Here is a 20,777-nt window from a genome sequence, read left to right on the forward strand (position 1 = left end):
CCTGCAACAACCGGTGCATCGCTCTGGTGGGTGCCAACCTTGGTTGGCACGAAACTCACGGCGCCGACCAGGGGCGGCATTTACCAGCAACGGTTGCCGGCCAGCGGCCGGCACTACCCCTGCAGCAACCGGTGCATCGCTCTGGTGGGTGCCAACCTTGGTTGGCACGAAACCCAAAGCGCCGACCAGGGGCGGCATTTACCAGCAACGGTTGCCGGCCAGCGGCCGGCACTACCCCCCCTGTAACAACCGCCACATCGCCCTGGTGGGTGCCTACCTTGGTTGGCACGAAACTCACGGCGCCGACCAAGGTCGGCATCTACCAGAAACGGTTGCCGGCCAGCGGCCGGCACTACCCCTGCAGCAACCGGTGCATCGCTCTGGTAGGTGCCAACCTTGGTTGGCACGAAACCCACAGCGCCGACCAGGGTCGGCATCTACCAACGGCGGTTGCCTGCCAGCGGCCGGCATTACCCCTGCAACAACCGCCGCTGCAATCGCTCCACCGCGCGCTGCAGCAACACCCGGTTGCGGGCCAGCTTCATCCACTCCGGCAGGCGCGAGAACATGGATCGGTGATGGCCGCGGCTTTCGCGCAATGTCGCGCTCGCGTACTCGTGCAATGCCTGCAGATGTTCAGCGTTATAGGCCTAGAGCAGGCCTGCGCGGGTCGGTTCGACCAGGCACAGCGGCAATCCGAAGTGCGGATCGGCAGGCTCGGCATCACGCAACGGACGCACCGAGACCGAAACATCGGTACTGCGATCACATTGCGCGCATCGAGCAGCGAAGGACGCCGGTGCAGGAACGCCAGCGGGAACCCGACGACGCACGTGCAGCCACTGATGCCCACAGAATCCACAAGGTTGGCGGCCCAGCATGTAGACCGCACCGACCCAGTCACCACTGTCCAGTGCAGAACTGCAGCCGGTGCAGCGGAATCGCGCGGTCCACCGGTAGGGTTCCCAGCTGGCGACCACCCAGCCGGGGGTGTCGCAGCGATGGCAACGCACCGCGACGCGGTCCGCGAAGGCCTGCAGGCTGCGCCCGTCATCGAAGTGCCGGCCAGGCACGGGCGAAGAACGCCCATGCCGGCCAGGCCAACGCCGCACCGCCATCAGACGTAGATCCGCGTCGGCGCCTCGTCAACGATCGCATGCGGCACGAAGCGCGCACTGTCACGGGTGATCGCGCTGTCGTCTTCGCGGATGCCGATGCCGCAGGCGTGGTCACCCACCACCCAGCTGCCGATCAGCGGATAGCCGCCTTCGAAGCGGGTGAGCGGATGGGCGCGCTGGATGATCGCCGGGCCATCGTAGGGACCGTCGCTGCGCTGGGTGCTGCCATCGGCCAGATGCATCTCGATGTTCGCGCCTTCGCGCGAGAACAGCGGCTTGCGCACCCAGCCCGACGCCAGCGTGCTGCCGTCATCGAAATGCGCTTCCAGCAGGTTCGGATGGCCCACGTTGCGCTGCCACAGCAGCGGCAGGATGGCCTTGTTGCTCAACACCGCCTTCCACGCCGGCTCCAGCAGCTGCACGCCCGAGCCGGGCAGCGCGCGACCGAATTCCTCGGCCATCAGGTCTTCCAGCGGGTACAGCTTGAACAGCGTGCCGATCACCGAATCGTCCAGCGCGGTGAAGCGGCCGTCCTCGGACAGGCCAATGTCCTCGATGGCGATGGCCTGGCCATGCAGGCCGGCCTGCGATGCACAGTCGCGCAGATAGTCGACGGTGCCGCGGTCTTCTTCGGAGCTGCCCACGGCACTGAAATACAGCGGCGGCGGCAGCTGCGTGGCCAGTTCGCCGAAACGCTCGACCAGCGTTTCGTGGATCGCGTTGAACTGGTCGGCGTGCTGCGGCAGGCGACCGGCGTTGCGCTGGTCTTCCAGCCACTGCCATTGGAAGAAGCTGGCCTCGAACAGCGAGGTCGGCGTGTCGTAGTTCAGTTCGTACAGCTTGGCCGGCCCAGTACCGTCGTAGGCCAGGTCCAGGCGACCGTACAGATGCGGCTGGCGCTGGCGCCAGCTGTCGGCGATCCAGTCGCGGTAATGCGACGGAATCGCCAGCTGGTCCATCAAGCGTTCGCTGGCGATGACATCGCCGACCAGGTCCAGCGCCATCTGGTGCAGCTCGGCGCTGGGGTCTTCGATGTCCTGCTCGATCTGGCGCAGGGTGAACGCGTAGTACGCGCTTTCGTCCCAGTACGGCTGGCCGTCGATGGTGTGGAAGCGGAAACCCGCCTCTTCCGCGCGCGCCCGCCATTGGGCACGCTCGGCAATCCGGATGCGCTGCATGGGTCGATCAGCCGCCGTAGCTGCCGCTGCTGCTGCGGCGCGCGCTGGTGTTGCCGAAGCCACCACGGCTGGCAGTGACCGCACGGTTCGGTTCGCTGGTGACCGGGGCCAGGCCGGCCTTGCCCGCGCCGATGCCGCTGGCGGTGTTCAGGCCACCAGTGCCACCCGGTGCCGGGCGCGCCCAACCCGCATTCTTGTCCTGGTAGGCCGGCGCCGACGCCGGTGCCTGCGGTGCCAGGCCTCCGCGGTTGCTCAGCATCTGCGACATGAAGAAGCCCATCATCATCGGGCCGATGAACGAGGTACCGGCCGAGGTGTGCTGCTGCACGCACTGCTCCGGCTTGTAATCCTTCTCGCAGGCTTCCCTGCTGGCGTACTTCGGCGCCGCATCGGCGGCCTGCTTCTGCGCTTCGGCGAAGGCATTGCGGCACGACGACGGATCGCCGGTGGCCTCGGTGCAGGCCTCGACCGACGTGTACAGGCCTTCCTGCACCTTCACCTCCGGCTCCTTCTGGCAGGCGGTGAACAGCAGCGGCGCGGCGCTCATCAGCAGCAGCGCGGTGGTGCGGGAACGTTTCATGGCCTCATGCCCTGTCGACGGATCAATGCCCCAATGATGCCAAATCCGGGCCAGCAACCGGAATCGGCAAAGTCCGAAAGATGAACGGACTTTCATTTTCGTCGTTCCAATCAGGAATCGGGGGTCAGAGCCCGTCGCGCAGCAACGGGATCCGACCCCGTCAGATCGCAGGAAACTGTCGAAGGCGGGGTGGGTCCGGTTGCGGGGGCGTGAGCGCCATGGATGGCGCGACCGAGGCTACATGGACGTACTTGCGCCGTCCCCCGCAGCCGGACCCACCCCGCCATCCCACGGATAGCCCAGCTGTTGCTGTTGAGGTTGCCGGCCAGCGGCCGGCGCTACCCCGGGTGCAGGGCGCAGCCCTGCCGCTCTCTCCCCGGTGGTTGCAGCAGCAACCGAAAAAATTGGCCATGATCGGCTGACCCCCACGTCGTACGGCCCGCCCGTTCCGCCAGCCATGCCCGAATACCGTTCCCGCACCTCCACCGCCGGCCGCAACATGGCCGGCGCCCGCGCCCTGTGGCGTGCCACCGGCATGAAGGACGGCGACTTCCACAAGCCGATCATCGCCATCGCCAACTCCTTCACCCAGTTCGTGCCCGGCCACGTGCACCTGAAGGACCTCGGCCAGCTGGTCGCGCGCGAGATCGAGCAGGTCGGCGGCGTCGCCAAGGAATTCAACACCATCGCCGTGGACGACGGCATCGCGATGGGCCACGACGGCATGCTGTATTCGCTGCCCAGCCGCGAGATCATCGCCGACGCCGTGGAGTACATGGTCAACGCGCACTGTGCCGACGCACTGGTGTGCATCAGCAACTGCGACAAGATCACCCCCGGCATGCTGATGGCCGCGCTGCGCCTGAACATCCCGGTGGTGTTCGTTTCCGGCGGACCGATGGAAGCGGGCAAGACCAAGCTGTCCGAGCACAAGCTGGACCTGGTCGATGCGATGGTGGTGGCTGCCGATGACAGCGCTTCCGACGAGAAGGTGGCCGCGTTCGAACGCAGCGCCTGCCCCACCTGCGGCTCCTGCTCGGGCATGTTCACCGCCAACTCGATGAACTGCCTGACCGAAGCGCTGGGCCTGTCACTGCCCGGCAACGGCACCACGCTGGCCACCCACGCCGACCGTGAGGCGCTGTTCCGCCGTGCCGGCCGCCTGATCGTCGAACTCTGCCATCGCTGGTATGGCGGCGAAGACCCGAGCGCGCTGCCGCGCGGCATCGCCACCCAGGCGGCATTTGCCAATGCGATGACCCTCGACATCGCCATGGGCGGCTCCACCAACACCATCCTGCACCTGCTGGCCGCCGCGCAGGAAGCGGAGGTCGACTTCGACCTGACCCACATCGACGCGCTGTCGCGGCGCGTCCCGCAGCTGTGCAAAGTGGCGCCGAACACGCCGAAGTACCACATCGAGGACGTGCATCGCGCCGGCGGCGTGTTCGGCATCCTCGGTGAACTGGACCGCGCCGGCCTGCTCGAAACCACGGTGCCGACCGTGCACAGCGCCAGCCTGGCCGAAGCACTGGAACGCTGGGACGTGGTGCGCAGCGACAACGACACCCTGCATACCTTCTTCAAGGCCGGCCCGGCCGGCATCCCCACCCAGGAGGCCTTCAGCCAGGCCACGCGCTGGCCGACGCTGGACGTAGACCGCGCCGAGGGCTGCATCCGCTCGCTGCAGCATGCGTATTCGCTGGAAGGTGGGCTGGCCGTGCTGCGCGGCAACCTGGCCGTGGATGGCTGCGTGGTGAAGACCGCCGGCGTGGACGAATCGATCCATGTGTTCGAAGGTCCCGCGCGTGTCTATGAAAGCCAGGACGCCGCCGTCGCCGGCATCCTCGCCGACGAAGTGCAGCCGGGCGAGGTGGTGGTGATCCGCTACGAAGGCCCGAAGGGCGGCCCCGGCATGCAGGAAATGCTGTACCCGACCAGCTATCTGAAATCGAAGGGGCTGGGCAAACAGTGCGCACTGCTCACCGATGGCCGCTTCTCCGGCGGCACCTCGGGCCTGTCGATCGGCCACGTCTCGCCGGAAGCCGCCAGCGGGGGTGTCATCGGCCTGGTGGAAGATGGCGACCGCATCCGCATCGACATTCCGGCCCGCCGCATCGACCTGCTGCTGGACGAGGCCGTGCTGGCCCAGCGCCGCGGCGACGCCGATGCGCGTGGTTGGAAGCCGCGCGCACCGCGCCCACGCAAGGTCACCAGCGCGCTGAAGGCCTACGCCCTGCTGGCCACCAGCGCCGACAAGGGCGCCGTACGCAACACCGCGCTTCTGGGCGATTGACCGCCATACGGTAGTGCCGGCCGCTGGCCGGCATCTGGGAAAAGGGGACGGAGGGAATTAAGTCGTTTGTGCCATAAACGACTTAATTCCCTCCGTCCCCTTTTTTCCGGCCAGCGGCCGGCACTACCGGTCAGCCGATCACACGCTTGAACGGCGGCAGCGCGTCGATGATGCGCTTGCCGTAGCGGCGGGTCAGCAGCCGCGAATCGAGGATGATCACGCGGCCGGTGTCGGTGGAAGTGCGGATCAGGCGGCCTGCGAACTGGGTCAGCGTGCGCAACGCATGCGGAATGGCGATCAGGTTGAAGGCATTCAGCCCACGCCCCTCGAACCATTCGCTGAGGGTGGCGGTCTGCGGATCGGTCGGAACCGCGAATGGCACCTGGGTGATCACCACCGTGGTGCAGGCTTCACCGGGCAGGTCGAGGCCTTCGCCGAACGAGTTCAGTCCGAACAGCACCGAACCCTCGCCTGCGGCCACGCGGCGCAGGTGCTCGTCGATCAGCCGGGTCTTGGACATCTCGCCCTGCACCAGCACCTGCTTGCGGCGTGCGGCCGACATCAGCCCAGCCACCTTCTCCATCTTCCAGCGCGAGGTGAACAGCACCATCGAGCCTTTGGCCCAGTCCAGTTCGGAATCCAGGTAGCGCGCTACTTCGCGCGGGTGGCCTTCGCGGTCGTCCGGGGTGACCGGGAACTTCGGCACGATCAGCTCGGCCTGGTTGGGCAGGTCGAACGGCGAGGACAGCGAGACCATCTCGGCCTCTTCCGGAATGCCGTTGTCGATCGCCAGCGACTGGAAGTCGCCACCGCCGGTCAGCGTCGCCGAGGTCATCACCACCGAGTCCACTTCATCCCACAGCAGCTTGCGCAGCACGTGCGCGGCCGAAACCGGCGAGCCGTGCAGCACCAGGTCGCCGTCGCGGGTGGCGGTGACCCAGCGCGCCATCGGCGGCGCACCGTCCTTGTCTTCGCGACGCCAGGCCTGCCACAGGTTGTACTGCTGCTCGATCATTTCCAGCGCCATGCCCAGGTTGCGCTGCAGGCGCTCGCGCGCGGCATCGTCCGGCTTGCCCTTGGCCACCTGCGCGGTGGCGGCGTGCGCCCAGTTGTAGAGGCTGCGGGTATCGTCAGCCAACGCCTCGATCGGCTCGCGCCAGGCCTCGGGCAGTCGCCCATTGGCCGCGCGCCACATCGGCTCTTCGTCCGCCGGCGCCGGCATCCACACGCGCTCGATATGATCGCGGAACGCGCGCAGCTGCTTGGCCACGTTGCTGGCCACCTCGATCGCTTCGTTCGGCAGCAGGTTGCCAAGGCGATCCTTGTCCACCGCGCGGTAGGCGCCAGCGATCAGGATCTGCAGGCGGCCGGTACGCTTGGCCATCTCGTCCAGCGCCAGGCTGGCCGCGCCCTGGTCGATCGCCACGTTGCCGATGTGATGGCCTTCGTCCAGCACCAGCAGCATGTCCGAGGGCGGCGCGATCAACGGCTGGCCGTTGTCGCTGTCGCCGATCGACAGCGCCGACAGCAGCAGCGCGTGATTGGTGACCACGATCTGCGCGTCACGCACGGTGTTGCGCGAACGCAGCACCGCGCACTGTGCCGAGTACGCACAACGGCGCCCGGCGCAACCCGAAGCCGGCGTGGTGATGCGGCTGCGCAGGCCGGGGCTGATGGTCTCCGGTGCGTTGTCGATATCGCCATCCCAGCTGCCGCTGGTGAAGGCGTCGGTCAGGCGCTTGGCGATGTCCATTTCGATCGGCGCCAGCGGCCGGTCGAACAGCGGCGCGTCATCCTCGAACATGCCGCCCTGCGAGCCCTCGCCCTGCGCCTCGGCGGCATTGCGCGTGCACAGGTAGCGGGTACGGCCCTTGGCCAGCGCCACGGTCGCCTCCAGGCCGGTGGCTTTCAGGAAATTCGGGATATCGCGCTCGACCAGCTGCGACTGCAGCGCCACGGTGCCGGTGCTGATCACCAGCTTCTTCTTGCTGGCCAATGCGATCGGCACGCCTGCGGTGAGGTAGCCCAGGCTCTTGCCGACGCCGGTGGGCGCCTCGACCACGCCGACGCCACCGCTTTTCGACAGCGCACGCGACACCACGCCGATCATCTGGCTCTGCGAGCGACGGGTGGAAAAGCCGGGGGTATTGGCCTGCAGCGTCGTGTACGCCTTGCGGATCGCGTCCTTCAAGGTGTCATCGAGGGTGCGCGGAGCGGCGACGGTTTCGGTCACGCCGGGAATTACCGTAGCTGGATCAGGCCGGGCATTGTCGCATGGCCGGCCGCATTCACCGCCGCTGGGACCCTGAACGGGCCAGCGACGACGCCCGCTGGCGGTCCCGGTCCAATGACCGGACCATCCCAGGGGCAGATACGCCGGGCATGGCCCGGCGCGACCGGTCAGGCGGCCGGGAGCGTACGGGTACGCAGCAGGCGCACCAGCGCCCACACCACCAGCACCACACCGATGGCCTCGACCATCGCCAGCGCGAAATGCAGCACGCCGAGGATGGCACTCAAGCTCGACACGGCACTGAAATCACCGCTGCGGACCATCCACATCGGCAGGATGCCCGCCGCCATGCCGCCGAGGCTGGCCAGCAGCAACAGCAGCAGGCCGACCAGGGCACCGGTGCGGGTGGCATCGCGCGGTGCGCCGACCACCCAGACCAGGCCCACGCACAGCGCGATCAGCACCGGCAGGCGCACGCCCACCATGCTCAGCACCGTCACCAGCAGGGTTGTGCCGTCCATCGATCAGTCCTCGCCGGCCAACACCGCCGAGCCCTGTCGCAGCGACTGGTAGACTTCGTCGGTCTGCGGGCGCACACCGTGCCACTGCAGGAAGCTCTCGGCGGCTTGCTCGACCAGCATGCCCAGGCCATCCACGGTGTTGCGGCAGTTCGCCGCGCGTGCCCAGGCCAGGAAGGCAATCGCCGCCTCGCCGTAGTTGAGGTCGACGGCGGTGGTCATCGAGTTGACCAGCGACAGCGGCAGCTTGAACTCGACGTCACGGTCGCGGCCGGCCGAGGTGGCGTTGACGATCAGTTCGAAGTCACCCAGATCACGCAGGTCTTCCCAGTAGCGGCTGATCGCGCGACCCGGCTCACCCATCGCATCGATCAGTTCATCGGCGCGTTCCGGCGTGCGGTTGACCACCACCAGCTCGGTGATGCCGGCATCAAGCAGCGCCGGGGCGACGCTGCGCGCGGAGCCACCGGCACCGATCAGCAACATGCGGCGGCCACGCAGGTCCAGGCCATGGCGGTCGGTCAGGTCACGCACCAGGCCGATGCCGTCGGTGGTGTCGCCATGCCAGCGGTCGCCCTTGCGCAGCAGCGTGTTGACCGAACCGGCGCGGCGCGCGCGTGCGGTCAGGGTGGTGCACACCGAGAACGCGGCCTCCTTGTGCGGCGAGGTGACGTTGGCGCCGACACCGCCGTCGGCGGCGAAGGCCTCCAGGCCGGCCAGGAACGCCTCCGGGGCCAGGTCGATCGCGCGGTAATCCACCGCGATGCCTTCCTGGCGACCGAACGTCGCGTGGATCTGCGGCGACTTCGAGTGGGCAACGGGGTGTCCGAAGACGGCGTAACGGTCGGTCATGGAATCCTCAAGCTGGCTAGACTGATGCTCTTTCGTGCACGGACCCGGATGATGCGCATCACCCCGCCCCTGCTGGTGCTTGCCGCCAGTCTACTCTCTGCCCCCGTGGCGATGGCGTTGAACGAGTACGGCATCGAAGGCATGGGCGTGGTCTCGACCCGCGCCGACGAGGGCCGCGCCACGATCAGTGCCGATGGCCGGCGCATCGTCTTCGCCCGCCGCGGCGAAGCCGGCTGGGGCCTGTGGGAGGCGCGCGTGGTCGATGGCCGCTGGCAGCAGGCGCAGGCCCTGCCGGTAGGCGTGGCCGGCGAGGCCCGCGATCCGTACTTCAGCCGCGACGGCCGCTGGCTGTTGTTCGCCGCCGGCCGCGAAGGCGCGCTGGCGCTGTACCGGGCTGCGGTGGAAGCCGATGGCCGGCTGGGCAAGGCGCACCCCATGGCCGGCGACGGTGGACGCCACGAAGAGCGCGGGCCGGCCCTGAGCGCGGACGGCACGCGGCTGCTGTTTGCCCGCCAACAGGGCCGTGGCGCCGGCTGGAACCTGTTCGTGGCGACGCTGGATGTGCAGGGCATGCGCGGCCCGGCCACCGCATTGACAGCGTTGAACAGCGCCGATGACGAGACCGACGGCGACTGGCTGCGCAACGATGGCGCAGTGGTGTTCAGCCGCGGCAACGGCACGACCGCACAGGTGTGGAGCAGCGGCTGCGCGTGGAGTGGCGCGGCCCTGCAACCGTTGGGACTGTCGTTCAACCAGACCGGCGGCTGGACCGGCGCGCCGGTGATCGACAACGCCAAGCCAGGCGAAATGATGGTGGCCAGCAGCGCGGCCAGGGCACCGCGTGCCGGTGGCGTGGACGTGTACCGGTTGGCGGTGCCGAAGGTGGCGGCGGTGGCCGGGTGCGTGCGGTAGATCCACGCCGCGCGTGGATGGCGCCCGCGCAGGGGTCAGAGCCCTTTCCTGCGGAAAGGGATCCGACCCCGGGCATTGCCCGTCAGCGCGACAACACCTTGGCGCGCAACTGCTCGTACTCCATCTCGCTCAGCTGGCCATTGTCCTTGCGCTGGTTCAGCGCGGCCAGCTCGGCCTGCACGCTGTCCGGCAGGGCCTGCTCACGGGCCACGTGGCGGGCGGCGGAGAGCTGCTCCGGTGGACGCTTGCCCGCGCGCCAGGCGGCGATGAAGACACCGACGATGATGGTGCCGAACACCAGCGTGCCGGTGCCCCAGATCAGCCATTGCATCCATCCCAGTTCGGGTCCCATCGCGCAGTCCTCCGTCTATCGTGGCGCTATTGTCAGCGCTCGCGCAGCCATCGCGCCACCTGCGGCGCGAAATAGGTCAGCACGCCATCGGCACCGGCCCGCTTGAAGCCCAGCAGCGACTCCAGCACGCAGGCGCGCTCGTCCAGCCAGCCGTTGGCGAAGGCGGCCTTCATCATCGCGTACTCGCCACTCACCTGATAGGCGAAGGTCGGCACACCGAATTTCTCCTTCACCCGGCGCACCAGGTCCAGGTACGGCATGCCCGGCTTGACCATCACCATGTCGGCGCCTTCTTCCAGGTCCAACGCGATCTCGCGCAGGGCCTCGTCGCCGTTGGCCGGGTCCATCTGGTAGGTCTTCTTGTCGGCCTTGCCGAGGCTGGCCGCGCTGCCCACCGCATCACGGAACGGACCGTAGAACGCCGAGGCGTACTTGGCCGAGTAAGCCATGATGCGCACGTTGACGTGGTTGTCGGCATCCAGCGCACGGCGGATCGCGCCGATGCGGCCATCCATCATGTCCGACGGCGAAACGATGTCGACGCCGGCTTCGGCATGCGACACCGACTGCTTGACCAGCGCTTCGACAGTGATGTCGTTCAGTACATAGCCCTTGTCGTCGATGATGCCGTCCTGGCCGTGGGTGGTGTACGGGTCCAGCGCCACATCGGTCATCACCCCCAGTTCCGGGAAGCGCGACTTTAGCGCGCGGATCGCGCGTTGCGCCAGGCCGTCCTCGGCCCACGCCGCCGATGCATCCAGCGATTTCAGCGACGGGTCGATCACCGGGAACAGGTCGATCACCGGAATGCCCAGCTCCAGCGCCTCTTCGGCCACCTTCAGCAGTTCTTCGATCGACAACCGCTCCACGCCCGGCATCGACGGCACTGCGGTGCGGCCGGCCAGTTCGTGCACGAACACCGGGTAGATCAGGTCGTCGGTGGTCAGCGTGTTCTCGCGCATCAGGCGGCGCGAGAACTCGTCGTGGCGCATGCGGCGCGGGCGGTACAGCGGGTGGGACATGGCAGGCTCCGAGGAGTGGCTATTGCAACAGGTAGCCCTGCGGCAGCAGGGGTTCGGGCAACGGGCGTTCGCCGAGCGCATCGAGCTGGTCGATCTCGATCGTGCGCACCAGCGCGTCCAGCGGCAGATCGTTCGGCTCAAGGCCGAACGGGTCTTCCATTTCTTCGCCCAGCTGGTCCAGGCCGAAGAAGGCATAGGCCAGCACCGCCGACAGCACCGGCGTGCCCCAGCCCAGCGAACTGGCCAGGCCGAACGGCAGCAGCACGCAGAACATCCACGCGCAGCGGTGCAGCAGCAGGGTGTAGGCGAACGGCAGCGGCGTGGTGAGGATGCGCTCGCAGCCGGCCTGGATCGACGACATCGCGTGCAGGCGCTCTTCCAGCTGGGTGTAGAGGATGGGCTCGAGCTGGCCGGCGCGCAGCGCATGCGCCAGTTCGGCCGCGATCATCGCCAGCAGTGCATCGGGCACGTTCTCGCGCTGGCCCAGCTGTTCGCGCTGGCGCTTGTCCAGCCACGGCAGTGCTGCCAGGGCGACGATGCGACCACGCAGTCGCGCCGCCAGCGCATGGGCGAACGCGGTGGTGAGGTAGGCGACGCGACGACGACGGCCCGCGTCGTCGGCCAGCAGCAGGTTTACCTGGCGCGCCAGCGAACGCGATTCGTAGACCAGCTGGCCCCACAGCTTGCGTCCTTCCCACCAGCGGTCGTAGCAGGCGCTGTTGCGGAAGCTGAGGAAGATCGACAGCACCAGGCCAAGCAGGGTGAACGGGGTCACCGACACGCGTTCGATGCCGGTGGGGGGCGCCAGTTCGACCACCGCAGCCACGGCGATGGACAGGATCAGGATGGCCAGCACCTTCGGCGCGATCGCTTTGACGATCGAACCGCGCAGGATGTACAGAAGTTGCCAGCCGTGGGGACGGGGTCGGATGATCATGGGGCAGCCGCGCGGGGCGCGGATTCACAGGCACGCGGGGGGCTCGCGCAGCCATTCATTGTACGCCCCCGCCCGGCCATCGGCCGTGTGCCTGCGACGCCCTGTCGCACCCGGGACCGGGCTCAGACCACGCCGCCGCCCAGGCCAAGACGCAGGATGCCGACCACCACCACGATACCGTTCAGGACCAATCCGGCCCACGCCCGACCACGCTTGCTCGGGTGGGTGAACAGGATGCCCAGCGCGGCGATCACCGCACCGACCGCGGCGAACGGGATCAGGAACCAGTTGCCCCAGCCCAGCAGCGGAATCAACGCCAGGATCATCCACAACAGCGCCAATACGCCCCACAACAGACTGATCACACCCATGCCGCTCTCCCGCAGTTGGTTCCTGGCCCCACCATAATCGTTCCCGTTGCCGCCGCCTACTGCCATTGGCGGGGCTGTCACCCGACCCGTGCTAGCGTGCTGCCGTGCGTGCCCCGGCCCGGGTGTTGGCGCCGATTCAGAGTGGCCCGCCGATCATCGCAACCAGTCCTGCAGGGGAAGTGCCATGAACATCCGTTGGGCCGCGTTGGCGGCCACGCTGCTGGTCGCCGCCGGCTGTGCCAGCACCTCCAAGGTGATGCTGGGCCGCGCGCGCGCACCGATCGATCCGGCGCTGGTGCAGATCTATTCGACGCCACCGGCCGGCTCCCAGGAAATCGCCCAGCTGGAATCGTCTTCCGCCGTCGGCTTCGGCACCCAGGGCCAGACCGACGCCGCCGTGGCCCGCCTGAAGCGTGAAGCCGCAGCGCTGGGCGCCAACGGCGTGGTGCTGATGGGCGTGGGCAGCAGCGGTTCGCCGGTAGGCATGTCGGTGGGCGCGGGCACGTTCGGCTCGCACGTCGGTGGTGGCGTCGGCATCGGGATTCCGACCACGCAGAAGCGCGCCGCAGGCGTCGCGATCTGGGTGCCGAATCCGGCACCGCCGGCGCGGTTGCCGACACAGGTGATTACCCCGCAGCGGTGACGCAGCAGCGTCACCGGGGTAGTGCCGGCCGCTGGCCGGCAACCCCAAGAGTCCTTCCTGCGCCAGGGGCAATGCCGGCCAGCGGCCGGCACTACCGGTGATGCTCAGCGCTTGTACTTCGGCACGAACACCTTGTTCACCGCGTCGGCCAGCTGGTCCGGCGGCAGCAGGCCCTGGTCGAGCAGGAAGTTGTTGAACGCCAGGCGGTCGAACTTCGCACCCAGCGCCAGTTCCGTCTGCATGCGCAGTTCCAGGATGCGGGTGTAGCCGTAGAAGTAGCTACCTGCCTGGCCCGGCATCCGCACCATGTAGCGGTCCAGTTCCTGGGTGGCCATCGCCTTGGACAGGCCGACCTGCTCCATCAGCACGCGCTCGCCGTTGGCACGGTCGGTCAGGCCGAGGTTGAGCATCGGGTCGAGCATCGCGCGCGCGGCGCGCAGCAGGCGGAACTGCAGGGCGATCATCTGCCCGTCCAGCGGCTCGTACGGCACCATCTCGGCTTCGGCGTACAGCGCCCAGCCTTCCACGTTCACCGAATTGAACGCGAACATGGTGCGTGCCAGCGACACACCACGCTCGACCATCGCGGTGAACTGCAGCTCGTGGCCGGGGCGGCCTTCATGCGCGCTCAGCGTCCATGCTGCCGCACCGAAGTTGAAGTCGTCGTACTGCGCGCCCGGGCCCGCTGCCGGGTTGCCCAGCGGCAGCACGAAGGTGCCCTGCTGCCCGGTGTTGTTGACCAGCGGGGCCGGCAGGAAGTGCGGAGCCGGGCTGGCCGCACTCTCGGCGGCCGAGCCCAGGCGCATCTGCATGGCGCGCTTGGGCACGTCGACGATGGCGTGCTCGCGGATCAGCGGATCGATCGCATCGATCACCTTGCGATAGTGACCTTCCAGATGGTCGTCGGCGATCTTGTCGGCCTTCAGCGCGCGGATCACCGCCACCGGATCGCTCGGGTCGGCCACCTTCAGCCCCTTGTCCTTCACCACCAGCGGTGCCAGCTGCTGCATCGCCGAGCGGGTTTCCATGAACTCCAGCTGCGCGCGCTGCATCAGCAGCTTCGGGTCGATGTCGATGCCGACCTGCTTGAGCTGGTAGGCGTACAACGGCGCCGGCAGGCGTGCGTCGGCACGTGACTTCGGCAGTACCTCCTTGCGGGTCCAGGCGGCGTAGTCCTTCATCTGCCCGGCCAGCGCCTTCATTGCTTCATCGGCGCCGGCAATCTGGTACTTCTTCAGCAGCGACTCGATACCGGTGATGTAGGTCTCGACGTTGTCCAGCGACTGCTGCACTTCAATCTTCGTCGGCTGCAACAGGCTGCTGTCCTTCAGCCGTTCCTCGTAGCGCTGGCGCGCCAGCGTGGTGAAGGCGGTGCCGCCCGGCTGCAGGCCGGCATAGGCCTTGAGGCGGTCGACCGCCTTGGCCCGGCGCTCCGCTGGCACCTGGTCGGACAGCAGCAGGTTGAGGCCGCTGAACACGGTCTGCGGCGCATCGCTCCACGGCAGCAGGTACTTCTCGTTGAGCTCGCTGCCTTCGATGTTCTGGCTGGCGGCGTGGATCATGATCTCCAGGTCCTGGCGGACATTGGGATCCTTCTCGACGGCCAGCTTTGCGTTCAGTTCGTCGCGTGCCTTGGCCATGGCAGCGCGGTAGCGCTTGCCGTTGTCCGGGCCGAGATCGGCCACCTTGTCGTCGTAGCCGGGCACGCCGAAGAAGCCGGTTTCCTCCGGCTGGAACGGGCCCTGGGCGTCCAGCAGAATCTGCGCCAGCGCATTGCTGCGGGCGACCCAGGCCGGGCTGGCCGGGGTGGCAGCCTTGGCGGAGGGTGCCGCCAGCGCCGGTGGTGCGGACAGCAGCGGTGCGGCAGTCAGGGCCAGGGCAACGGCGAGCGCAATCGGCTTCATGGGACACTCCAGCAAAGGGTTGCCCGCACCCTACGCGCTCACGGCGACGGCGACAATCGGCGGGAAGTCATGGCGGGCTGGTTGTGCAGCCGGGCTCCGCGGAAACCTGGCGGGAGTAGAGTCGATTGTCAGTCGACCATCGCGCGCAGCGCGGGGTTTTTCGCTGTCTGATCGAAGAGCAGTCGACTGACAGTCGACTCTACCCAGTCGACGTCCCGCAGTCGCCTGCGCCCGGAGGTCACAGCACGGCGGTCAGCGGGCATTCGCCGCGATCACGGCAGGCCTTCAGCTCGCACTCCTGCGCGGCCTCGTCGTCATCCAGCGCCGTCAGGTCGAAGGTCTGCTTGTCCTCGCCCAACACGTACATCACCGGGTAGTCCCACACGTCATCGCGACGGGTACCCTGCACGAACAACCGCCCGTGCGCATGCGGTCCTTCCAGGGCTACGGTCAGGCCGACATCACGCTGGCCGTTGATCGCCGTCTGCATGCTGCCCAGCGGCATCGACTCGATGTTCAACGGCTCACCGAACGCTTCCACCAGTTCAATACTGCAGCCCGCCCGCCGCAGCGCCTCGCGCATCGGCGGGCTCTCGCGTGCTGCCTCGCTCCAGCGCAGCACGCTCCAGGTCACCACACCCCCTGCACCACCCAGCACCAGCACCACCATCAACGGCATCGCCCAGCGCCAGTGGCGGCACCACCAACCGGCGGATGCCGGGTCATGGGCGGGAATCGGCGGTGGCAGGGTCATCGGCGGGCTCCTTCCCGTTGCTGGATCAGGGCTTGAGGCAACGTCCCAGGAAGGCTTCGGCCACGCGGTAGCGATGCAGTGCATCGGCGCCGGACAGGCCATGCTTGGCACCCGGGTAGGTCATCAGCTCGAACGGCTGTGCACGCTTCTGTAACGCGCTCATCAGGCTGGTCGAATTGGTGAACAACACGTTGTCGTCAGCCATGCCGTGGATCAGCAGCAGCGGCGAGCGCAGGCCATCGATATGGGTCAGCACGCGCGCTTCGCGGTAACCCGCTTCATTGCGCGCCGGCAGGTCCATGTAGCGTTCGGTGTAATGGCTGTCGTACAGGCCCCAGTCGGTCACCGGCGCACCGGCCACGCCACAGGCGTACTGGTTCGAAGCCTTGGCCAGCAGCATCAGGGTCATGTAGCCGCCGTTGGACCAGCCCTGCACGCCGATGCGCGCCGGGTCCACCCATGGCTGCTGCTTCAGCCAGGCCACGCCGCGCAGCTGGTCGGTCACTTCCACCGTGCCCTGCTTGCCATACAGCGCACCACCGAAGTCGCGGCCACGGCGCGGGGTGCCACGGTTGTCCAGCGAGAACACCACGTAGCCCTGCTGGGCCAGGTACTGGTTGAACAGGTGGTCGCCACGGCCGGGCCAGCTGTCGGTGACGGTCTGGCTGGCCGGGCCACCATAGACGTACACGGCCACCGGGTAGCGCTTGGACGGATCGAAGCCGGCCGGCTTGATCAGGCTGTAGTTCAGCGGGGTCTTGCCGTCGGCGGCCATCAACGTGCCGAATTCCACCGGGCGCTGCGCATCGCGGTAGCGCGCATACGGATGCTTGGGATCGGCCAGGTCGTTCTCGAGCAGGGTGGCGATCTTCTCGCCATTGGCGCGGAACAGTTCGATCTGCGGCGGCGTGGTGCTGTTGGACCAGCTGTCCACGTAGACGCTGGCGTTGCGGGCGAAGCTGGCGCTGTGCATGCCCGGCGCCTTCGACAGGCGCTGCGGCTCACCGCCCTGCAGCGACACCGCGTAGATCTGGCTTTCGCGCGAACTTTCGATGCCGGCACGGAAGTAGGCCTTGCCGGCCTTTTCATCGACCGCCAGCAGCTCGTCCACCGGCCAGTTGCCGTGGGTCAGCGCGGTGGCCTTGCCCTTGCTGTCGATGCGGTACAGGTGCTGGAAGCCGGTGCGTTCGGACGACCACAGCACGCTGCCATCGTCGAGGAAACGCAGGCTGTTGTGCAGCGGCACCCAGGTCGGGCTGGTTTCGTGGGCGAGCACGCGCTGGCGGTTGGAGTCGAGTGCCACTTCCACCAGGTCCAGCTGCTTCTGGTCACGCGACTGGCGCTGGAAGCTCAGGTGCTGCGCATCGCGCCAATCGACGCGGGCCAGGTAGATGTCCTGTTCCTTGCCCAGATCGACCCAGCGCGGCTGCGCGCCGGAAGCCGGTGCGATCACGCCCAGCTGCACGCGCACGTTGGCGTCGCCGGCGGCCGGGTAACGCTGTTCGATCACATCGGTGCGGTCGGCGTAGACCTCGTAGCGCTTCTGCACCGGCACCGGTGCCTCGTCGATGCGGGCGAAGGCGATGGCCGAATCGTCCGGTGCCCACCAGTAGCCGGTGTGGCGGTCCATTTCTTCATCGGCGACGAACTCGGCAACGCCGTTGCCGATGGTGGTGCTGCCGTCGCGGGTCAGCTGCAGCTGCCTGCCGCTGGCCAGGTCGATCACCCACAGGTTGCGGCCGCGGATGAAGCTGACGAAGCCGCCCTTGGGCGACAGCTTGGCGTCGGTGGCGAAGCCTTCACCATGGGTCAGCTGGCGCACCGCCGCCTGGCCCTGCTGCTTGAGGTCGTACAGGTACAGCTCGCCGCCCAGCGGGAACAGCAGGCGCTGCGCGTCCGGCGACCACTGGTAATCGACGATGCCGCTCATCGCGGCGATGCGCTGGCGCTCGCGGCGGGCCTTCTCCTCGTCGCTGAGGGTCTCGGTGCCGGGCAGCACCACCTTGGAATCAACCAGCAACCGGGTCTGGCCACTGTCGATGTCGTAGGTCCACAGGTCCAGCTGGTTGCGGTCGCTGTCCTTGCCGCGCAGGAAGCTGACCTGCGAACCGTCGGGCGCCACCTTCGGCTTCATCAGGGTTGGGCCGGACAACGGCAACGGGCCGGTGATGGCTTCCAGGGTCAGCTTTTCAGCGTGGGCGGCGGTACTGGTGGCGAGCATGAGGGCGAGCGAAGCGAACAGGTGGCGCATGGAGGATCCCGGCAAACGGCAGGTCCGCCCCCGCGATGGACGCGGAGCGGTCGTCCCCCATCCTAACCAAGCCTGTGCGGGAAGGCAGCATGACCTTCTGCCCATGGCCTGGTGCTGGGGTCAGAGCCCTTTGCGCTGCAAAGGGATCCGACCCCGAGGCGGTCAGCGCTGGCCGAACAGGTGCTTGCGCTCCTCGTCGCTGAGCGGCTTGCCGGCGTTGGGGTTCACCTGCTGGCGCAGGGCATAGGCCCGCTGGGTGGCCGGGCGTGCGGCAATGGCTTCATGCCAGCGCTTGAGGTTCGGGAACGCGGTGAAATCCACCGGCAGCGTGTCGTAGGCGCCGATCCACGGGTAGCTGGCCATGTCGGCGATGGTGTACTCGTCGCCGGCCAGGAAGGCGTGCTGGGCCAGGCGCTTGTCCATCACCCCGTGCAGGCGGCGCACTTCGTTGTCGTAGCGCTCGATGGCATACGGGATCTTTTCAGGCGCGTATACGTTGAAGTGGCCCATCTGGCCGCTCATCGGGCCCAGGCCGGCCATCTGCCAGAACAGCCACTCCAGGGTGGTGACGCGGCCGCGGGGGTCGCTGGGCAGGAAGCGGCCGGTCTTCTCGGCCAGGTACAGCAGGATCGCGCCGGACTCGAACACGCTCTGGGGAGCACCGCCATCGGCCGGGGCCTGGTCGACGATGGCCGGCATCTTGTTGTTCGGCGAGATCGCCAGGAATTCCGGCTTGAACTGGTCGCCCGAGCCGATGTTGACCGGGTGGATGCGGTATTCCAGGCCGGTTTCTTCCAGCAGCAGGGTCACTTTGTGGCCGTTCGGGGTGGGCCAGTAATACAGGTCGATCATGGCGGCGGCTCGGGGTGCGGAAAGGAACCTGAAGTCTAGTGCGTGAGTTGGGTTGGCACCGTCATGGCGGGCCGGTAACCTCGCCTCTCCCCCGCAACGCAGCATCCCTCGCATGAGTGCAAACCGCCCGCCGCTCTCCCCCTTGTCCACGCTGATCTTCGCCTCACGCTGGCTGCAGCTGCCGCTGTACCTGGGCCTGATCGTGGCGCAGTGCGTCTACGTGTTCCTGTTCGGCAAGGAACTGTGGCACCTGATCTCGCACTCGGTGTCGATGGGCGAGCAGCAGATCATGCTGATCGTGCTGGGCCTGATCGACGTGGTGATGATCTCCAACCTGCTGGTGATGGTGATCGTCGGCGGCTACGAGACCTTCGTCTCGCGCCTGCGCCTGGAAGGCCACCCGGACCAGCCGGAATGGTTGAGCCACGTCAATGCCAGCGTGCTGAAGGTGAAGCTGGCGATGGCGATCATCGGCATCTCCTCGATCCACCTGCTGAAGACCTTCATCGCCAGCGGTGCGCTGGGCGGCATCCCGCTGTGCACGCCGGAGCAGATGAGCGTGGCCGCTGCCAACATCGGTGTCGCCCGCTGCTCGATGCTGACCCAGGATGGCGTGCTGTGGCAGACCATCATCCACTGCGTGTTCATCCTGTCGGCGATCGGCATCGCCTGGACCGACAAGCTGATGTCCAACAGCCACAGCAAGTCGCACGACAAGGCACACGACCACTGAGGTCGCCGCCGCCAGCGGCTTGACCGCCGCTGCCCCATTCCGGCCACCGTCCCTTGTGCGCGGCGGTGGCCGGGATGCTAGATTGCACCCTCGCCGTTGCCGGCGGTGGCGTCGGGAAACGTCACCCTGCCGCGCCCGGACCGCAGGTCCCGGCCATGCGTATCAATGATTTACGTCACGTCGTCTTCTAGAGGGGAGCAGGATGTCGCACGTCTCAACGATCACCGCCGCGCGCCGGTGGCTGCCGGTTGCCCTGGCACTGGCACTGGCCGCCTGCTCGGGCAAGGAAGAATCCGCAGCGCCTGCTGCCGCCACGGCGCCTGCCGCTGCCGCACCCGCCGCACCGGCGGTTGCTGCCAAGGTGCAGTCCATGGGTACCGAGCAGCTGCGCGAGTCGGCCAGCCAGGCGCTGCGCGAGAACCGCATGTATGCACCGGCCGGCGACAACGCCATCGAGTACTACCTCGCCCTGCGTGACAAGACGCCGGACGACGCCTCGGTGAAGAGCGCACTGACCGACCTGCTGCCGTACACCCTGATCGCCGCCGAGCAACACCTGGGCCGCGAGGACTACACCGAAGCGCAGCGCCTGGTGGCACTGATCGAGAAGGTGGATGCATCCGCGCCGGCCCTGCCGCGCCTGAAGGACGGCCTGGCCAAGGGCGTGCAGAACGCCGCCAAGCGCACCGAAGCGGAAGCCGAGAAGGCCAAGAAGGACGCCGAGGACCGCAGCAAGCAGCAGACCGAGCAGCAGCGCCTGAGCGAGCAGCGCGCCAAGGAAGCCGACGCCGCCAAGCAGATTGCCGCGCAGCAGGATGCCGCGCGCCGCGACAACGAGCGCCAGGAAGCCGAGCGCCAGGCCGCCGCCCGCCGCGAGGCCGAGCAGAAGCAGCAGCAGGCTGCCGCCCAGCAGGCCAGCGCCGCACGCCAGGCCGCCGCACCGGCAGCGCCCACCCTGCGCCCGGTCAGCACACCGGCGCCGCGCTATCCGGGCGAAGCGCTGCGTTCGGGAACCTCCGGCGAAGTGCTGGTGGAGATCACCGTCGGCACTGACGGCTCGGTGGTGAACGCTCGCGTGCTGCGCGCGACGCCGGGACGCGTGTTCGACCGTGAAGCCCTGAACGCGGTCAAGCGTTGGCGCTTCGAGCCGGTCAGCGCGCCGGTGACCACCCGCCGTACGCTGGTGTTCGCGCCGGGCAACAACTGAACGAAAAAGGGGACGGAGGGGATTAAGTCGTTTCTGCCCCTGCAATGACGCCAAGGCCCGGCAT

The 20,777-nt window shown here is 67.8% G+C and carries 18 protein-coding genes and 1 pseudogene; 5 read left to right on the forward strand and 14 right to left on the reverse strand.

Annotated elements, in window-relative coordinates; all coding sequences use genetic code 11:
* Positions 1 to 470: 470 nt before the first annotated feature.
* From AC5P9F_RS16635 to AC5P9F_RS16645, 3 genes and pseudogenes are all read right to left on the reverse strand, one after another.
* A pseudogene (locus tag AC5P9F_RS16635) lies at positions 471 to 1,118 on the reverse strand (hypothetical protein).
* Positions 1,118 to 2,296, reverse strand: coding sequence for a glutathionylspermidine synthase family protein (locus AC5P9F_RS16640; RefSeq protein WP_043035569.1), 1,179 nt, complete (start codon positions 2,294 to 2,296; stop codon positions 1,118 to 1,120). Before AC5P9F_RS16640 ends, AC5P9F_RS16635 begins: the two are co-directional and overlap by 1 nt.
* A gap of 7 nt (positions 2,297 to 2,303) precedes the next feature.
* A complete protein-coding gene (locus tag AC5P9F_RS16645) occupies positions 2,304 to 2,876 on the reverse strand; it encodes a DUF1190 domain-containing protein (protein ID WP_005411539.1) in 573 nt (190 codons plus the stop codon).
* Positions 2,877 to 3,333: 457 nt separating this feature from the next.
* Here AC5P9F_RS16645 and ilvD point away from each other — a divergent pair, with 457 nt between their 5' ends.
* A complete protein-coding gene (ilvD, locus tag AC5P9F_RS16650; protein ID WP_043035570.1) occupies positions 3,334 to 5,172 on the forward strand; it encodes a dihydroxy-acid dehydratase in 1,839 nt (612 codons plus the stop codon).
* Positions 5,173 to 5,302: 130 nt separating this feature from the next.
* Here ilvD and dinG read toward each other — a convergent pair whose 3' ends face one another.
* The 3 genes from dinG to aroE form a co-directional block, all read right to left on the reverse strand.
* Complete coding sequence (gene dinG / locus AC5P9F_RS16655) at positions 5,303 to 7,405, reverse strand: ATP-dependent DNA helicase DinG (protein ID WP_043035571.1); 2,103 nt, start codon at positions 7,403 to 7,405, stop codon at positions 5,303 to 5,305.
* A gap of 167 nt (positions 7,406 to 7,572) precedes the next feature.
* Entirely contained in the window at positions 7,573 to 7,926 is a 354-nt protein-coding gene (locus AC5P9F_RS16660; protein WP_005411542.1) for a hypothetical protein, read from the reverse strand.
* A 3-nt stretch (positions 7,927 to 7,929) separates the two neighbouring features.
* A complete protein-coding gene (gene aroE / locus AC5P9F_RS16665; RefSeq protein ID WP_062605408.1) occupies positions 7,930 to 8,775 on the reverse strand; it encodes a shikimate dehydrogenase in 846 nt (281 codons plus the stop codon).
* 48 nt (positions 8,776 to 8,823) lie between these two features.
* On the opposite strand from aroE, the gene AC5P9F_RS16670 reads away from it, so the two are divergent.
* Positions 8,824 to 9,687 (forward strand): TolB-like translocation protein, encoded by an 864-nt coding sequence (locus AC5P9F_RS16670; protein ID WP_062605407.1) that lies wholly within the window; start codon positions 8,824 to 8,826, stop codon positions 9,685 to 9,687.
* A gap of 82 nt (positions 9,688 to 9,769) precedes the next feature.
* On the opposite strand, the gene AC5P9F_RS16675 is transcribed toward AC5P9F_RS16670, so the two are convergent.
* The 4 genes from AC5P9F_RS16675 to AC5P9F_RS16690 all read right to left on the reverse strand — a co-directional run bounded on the left by AC5P9F_RS16675 (position 9,770) and on the right by AC5P9F_RS16690 (position 12,369).
* Positions 9,770 to 10,039, reverse strand: coding sequence for a hypothetical protein (locus AC5P9F_RS16675; protein ID WP_049397683.1), 270 nt, complete (start codon positions 10,037 to 10,039; stop codon positions 9,770 to 9,772).
* A 32-nt stretch (positions 10,040 to 10,071) separates the two neighbouring features.
* Positions 10,072 to 11,061 carry a porphobilinogen synthase gene (hemB, locus tag AC5P9F_RS16680; protein WP_005414824.1) on the reverse strand — a complete coding sequence of 330 codons (990 nt, stop codon included), beginning with the start codon at positions 11,059 to 11,061 and terminating at the stop codon, positions 10,072 to 10,074.
* Between the two features lie 19 nt (positions 11,062 to 11,080).
* Entirely contained in the window at positions 11,081 to 11,998 is a 918-nt protein-coding gene (locus tag AC5P9F_RS16685) for a bestrophin family protein (protein WP_005411547.1), read from the reverse strand.
* A gap of 122 nt (positions 11,999 to 12,120) precedes the next feature.
* Positions 12,121 to 12,369: a hypothetical protein gene (locus tag AC5P9F_RS16690; RefSeq protein ID WP_005411548.1), complete on the reverse strand. Its 249-nt coding sequence runs from the start codon at positions 12,367 to 12,369 to the stop codon at positions 12,121 to 12,123.
* Between the two features lie 184 nt (positions 12,370 to 12,553).
* Here AC5P9F_RS16690 and AC5P9F_RS16695 point away from each other — a divergent pair, with 184 nt between their 5' ends.
* Positions 12,554 to 13,012 (forward strand): hypothetical protein, encoded by a 459-nt coding sequence (locus tag AC5P9F_RS16695; protein ID WP_005411549.1) that lies wholly within the window; start codon positions 12,554 to 12,556, stop codon positions 13,010 to 13,012.
* A gap of 104 nt (positions 13,013 to 13,116) precedes the next feature.
* On the opposite strand, the gene AC5P9F_RS16700 is transcribed toward AC5P9F_RS16695, so the two are convergent.
* From AC5P9F_RS16700 to AC5P9F_RS16715, 4 genes are all read right to left on the reverse strand, one after another.
* Positions 13,117 to 14,916 (reverse strand): DUF885 domain-containing protein, encoded by a 1,800-nt coding sequence (locus AC5P9F_RS16700; protein WP_274849957.1) that lies wholly within the window; start codon positions 14,914 to 14,916, stop codon positions 13,117 to 13,119.
* 238 nt (positions 14,917 to 15,154) lie between these two features.
* The gene (locus tag AC5P9F_RS16705; protein WP_005414826.1) at positions 15,155 to 15,670 is read right to left on the reverse strand and encodes a cytochrome c oxidase assembly factor Coa1 family protein; all 516 of its coding nucleotides are present in this window, start codon (positions 15,668 to 15,670) and stop codon (positions 15,155 to 15,157) included.
* A 25-nt stretch (positions 15,671 to 15,695) separates the two neighbouring features.
* Positions 15,696 to 17,921 carry a S9 family peptidase gene (locus tag AC5P9F_RS16710; protein WP_088436050.1) on the reverse strand — a complete coding sequence of 742 codons (2,226 nt, stop codon included), beginning with the start codon at positions 17,919 to 17,921 and terminating at the stop codon, positions 15,696 to 15,698.
* Positions 17,922 to 18,083: 162 nt separating this feature from the next.
* Positions 18,084 to 18,773: a glutathione binding-like protein gene (locus AC5P9F_RS16715; protein ID WP_099473829.1), complete on the reverse strand. Its 690-nt coding sequence runs from the start codon at positions 18,771 to 18,773 to the stop codon at positions 18,084 to 18,086.
* Between the two features lie 112 nt (positions 18,774 to 18,885).
* Here AC5P9F_RS16715 and AC5P9F_RS16720 point away from each other — a divergent pair, with 112 nt between their 5' ends.
* Both AC5P9F_RS16720 and AC5P9F_RS16725 read left to right on the forward strand, forming a co-directional pair.
* The gene (locus AC5P9F_RS16720; RefSeq protein WP_005411554.1) at positions 18,886 to 19,506 is read left to right on the forward strand and encodes a TIGR00645 family protein; all 621 of its coding nucleotides are present in this window, start codon (positions 18,886 to 18,888) and stop codon (positions 19,504 to 19,506) included.
* 202 nt (positions 19,507 to 19,708) lie between these two features.
* Entirely contained in the window at positions 19,709 to 20,713 is a 1,005-nt protein-coding gene (locus tag AC5P9F_RS16725; protein WP_005414830.1) for an energy transducer TonB, read from the forward strand.
* Positions 20,714 to 20,777: the final 64 nt, after the last annotated feature.

It is taken from the genome of Stenotrophomonas sp. YJH_SMC_4 (assembly GCF_059371575.1).

Excerpts from the sequence above, each read along its gene's own strand:
- ilvD (WP_043035570.1), top strand. The coding sequence starts at position 3,334 with ATGCCCGAATACCGTTCCCGCACCTCCACCGCCGGCCGCAACATGGCC.
- AC5P9F_RS16715 (WP_099473829.1), bottom strand. The coding sequence starts at position 18,773 with ATGATCGACCTGTATTACTGGCCCACCCCGAACGGCCACAAAGTGACC.
- AC5P9F_RS16705 (WP_005414826.1), bottom strand. The coding sequence starts at position 15,670 with ATGACCCTGCCACCGCCGATTCCCGCCCATGACCCGGCATCCGCCGGT.
- AC5P9F_RS16695 (WP_005411549.1), top strand. The coding sequence starts at position 12,554 with ATGAACATCCGTTGGGCCGCGTTGGCGGCCACGCTGCTGGTCGCCGCC.
- AC5P9F_RS16720 (WP_005411554.1), top strand. The coding sequence starts at position 18,886 with ATGAGTGCAAACCGCCCGCCGCTCTCCCCCTTGTCCACGCTGATCTTC.
- AC5P9F_RS16670 (WP_062605407.1), top strand. The coding sequence starts at position 8,824 with ATGATGCGCATCACCCCGCCCCTGCTGGTGCTTGCCGCCAGTCTACTC.
- AC5P9F_RS16645 (WP_005411539.1), bottom strand. The coding sequence starts at position 2,876 with ATGAAACGTTCCCGCACCACCGCGCTGCTGCTGATGAGCGCCGCGCCG.
- AC5P9F_RS16675 (WP_049397683.1), bottom strand. The coding sequence starts at position 10,039 with ATGGGACCCGAACTGGGATGGATGCAATGGCTGATCTGGGGCACCGGC.
- aroE (WP_062605408.1), bottom strand. The coding sequence starts at position 8,775 with ATGACCGACCGTTACGCCGTCTTCGGACACCCCGTTGCCCACTCGAAG.
- AC5P9F_RS16710 (WP_088436050.1), bottom strand. The coding sequence starts at position 17,921 with ATGCGCCACCTGTTCGCTTCGCTCGCCCTCATGCTCGCCACCAGTACC.
- AC5P9F_RS16700 (WP_274849957.1), bottom strand. The coding sequence starts at position 14,916 with ATGAAGCCGATTGCGCTCGCCGTTGCCCTGGCCCTGACTGCCGCACCG.
- AC5P9F_RS16690 (WP_005411548.1), bottom strand. The coding sequence starts at position 12,369 with ATGGGTGTGATCAGTCTGTTGTGGGGCGTATTGGCGCTGTTGTGGATG.
- hemB (WP_005414824.1), bottom strand. The coding sequence starts at position 11,061 with ATGTCCCACCCGCTGTACCGCCCGCGCCGCATGCGCCACGACGAGTTC.
- AC5P9F_RS16640 (WP_043035569.1), bottom strand. The coding sequence starts at position 2,296 with ATGCAGCGCATCCGGATTGCCGAGCGTGCCCAATGGCGGGCGCGCGCG.
- AC5P9F_RS16685 (WP_005411547.1), bottom strand. The coding sequence starts at position 11,998 with ATGATCATCCGACCCCGTCCCCACGGCTGGCAACTTCTGTACATCCTG.
- AC5P9F_RS16660 (WP_005411542.1), bottom strand. The coding sequence starts at position 7,926 with ATGGACGGCACAACCCTGCTGGTGACGGTGCTGAGCATGGTGGGCGTG.
- AC5P9F_RS16725 (WP_005414830.1), top strand. The coding sequence starts at position 19,709 with ATGTCGCACGTCTCAACGATCACCGCCGCGCGCCGGTGGCTGCCGGTT.